Annotated in this window: 3 protein-coding genes; all 3 read right to left on the reverse strand. The window is 67.4% G+C overall.

Annotated elements, in window-relative coordinates:
• Positions 1-103: 103 nt before the first annotated feature.
• The 3 genes from AB0C36_RS43085 to AB0C36_RS43095 all read right to left on the reverse strand — a co-directional run bounded on the left by AB0C36_RS43085 (position 104) and on the right by AB0C36_RS43095 (position 1,631).
• A protein-coding gene (locus AB0C36_RS43085; RefSeq protein ID WP_358365272.1) for an IS5 family transposase occupies positions 104-921 on the reverse strand; the annotation gives its coding sequence in 2 pieces (ribosomal slippage) (positions 104-579 and positions 579-921; 819 coding nt in all).
• Between the two features lie 303 nt (positions 922-1,224).
• The gene (locus tag AB0C36_RS43090) at positions 1,225-1,461 is read right to left on the reverse strand and encodes a hypothetical protein (protein ID WP_358365269.1); all 237 of its coding nucleotides are present in this window, start codon (positions 1,459-1,461) and stop codon (positions 1,225-1,227) included.
• Positions 1,458-1,631, reverse strand: coding sequence for a helix-turn-helix transcriptional regulator (locus AB0C36_RS43095; RefSeq protein ID WP_358365274.1), 174 nt, complete (start codon positions 1,629-1,631; stop codon positions 1,458-1,460). Before AB0C36_RS43095 ends, AB0C36_RS43090 begins: the two co-directional genes overlap by 4 nt.
• Between the last annotated feature and the right edge of the window lie 159 nt (positions 1,632-1,790).

Here is a 1,790-nt window from a genome sequence, read left to right on the forward strand (position 1 = left end):
CTACGAACGCAAAGCCGAGCACTTCCTCGCCTTCACCGCCATCGCGTGCACCCTCATCTGCTACCGCCGACTCACCAAATGAGACGACGTCTTAGACCGTGTCCTACGTGGTGTGGCGATGGAGTCGTTTGCAGCAAAGGGCTGCTGCCGCAAGCGTGAGGAATGCGAGGAACAGGTCGGATCTACGTTCGTAGCGGATGGTCAGCCGCCGGTAGCCGGTCAGCCAGGACATCGTGCGTTCGACGGCCCAGCGGTGGCGACCCAGGCGCAGGGAGGTGTCGACGCCGATGCGAGCGATCCGCACGCCGATCCGGCGTCCGCGCAGCCACTTCCGCAGAGGTGCGTTGTCGTAGGCCTTGTCGGCGTGCAGTTTGCCCGGTTTCCACGGCCGGCCACGGTCCGGATCGTGCTTGGCCATGAGGGCTTGGACGAGCGGCTTCAGACCGTTGCTGTCATGGCAGTTGCCCGCCGAGAGCCCGACGACGAGCGGCAGCCCGGCGCGATCGGACAGGACGTGCAGCTTGGAACCAGGCTTCGCTCGGTCGACGGGACTCGGGCCGGTGAGTTCGCCCCCCTTTTCGCGCGAACGTGCGCGGTGTCGACAAGGACCCGGGACAAGTCCACCAGCCCGCTGTCCGCCAGGAGTTCGCGCAACCTACGGTGCAGCCGACCCCATAGCCCCGCATCGGACCAGATGGTGAAGCGCCGATGCACCGTGGACTTCGACGCCCCGAAGCACGGCGGCAGATGCCGCCACGCGCACCCGGTCGTCAGCACGTACACGATCGCGGCGAACACTGCCTCGTCGTCGATGTTCGCAGTCCCACCGCCTTGCGGACGCACACGATCCGGCGGCAGCAACGGCCTGACCATCTCCCACAGACCGTCAGGAACGATCCAACCCCACCCCGAACTTCCCATGGCCAGCCAACGAACCAGCCACCACGTAGGACACGAGTGTCGATCCGCCAGGGCCCACAGCGGCCGCGACGCCTTCCCCATCCACTTCAGTGCAGCTGCCACGTCGGGCGGTTGCTCCGCATTCCGGTTCTTGGCGTTGAATGCCCACCCGCGGAGAGCCCGGCGCAAGGTGTCCTCGTCCGGCCCACCGGCCACCTTGTTCGTGTACGTGACGGCCACGGCGGTCATCGTCTCGGCGATGCTGACACGGCTGTTGGCCGAGGCCATCGGCCACTTCGCATCGACGTATGACAAGGCCGGCTGCTACCAGGTCATGGAGCCCGTGCCGGCCGCCAACGAGTCCGGAAGGCCCGTCTCGGTATCGAAGGGCTCTCCCTTGTCGAGGGCGGCCAGCAGCTTGCCACGGTACTTGTCCGCCGGAGACTTCCTGGCGAACCAGCTCGAATAGGGCTTGCCTTCAACAGTCCACCGAACACCATGGGGACTCTTCCGATGCGCCCAGAACGCGAGGTCCCAGATGCGTACCTTGTAGGACTTCACGCCGCCTCCTCGGACAACGTGTCCAGCCACGCCCGGAAGTCGCTGCGCCACGCACGAAGTTCACCGTTCGGGAGCTTCATGCATGGGGGTGCGAGCCCAAGTTCGCGCCACCGGTAAAACGTCCGTCGAGACACGTCGCGGAGTTCCGCCAGCATGTCCGGGACGGTCATCAAGGGCGCGCCCGCAAGCGGGCGCGCCGCCGCCCGTCCGGCTTGGGCACCGCCGGGCGTGCGGCGTGGCCGCCGGTCCCGGCGGTGCCCCACCGGCCGGGCGGCCGGGCATGCGTGGCGGCGTTCCCGAACCCCGGAGCCCCAGCGATCATCCGGAAC

Origin of the sequence: Streptodolium elevatio, from assembly GCF_040649515.1 — a bacterium.
GTDB lineage: Bacteria > Actinomycetota > Actinomycetes > Streptomycetales > Streptomycetaceae > Yinghuangia > Yinghuangia elevatio.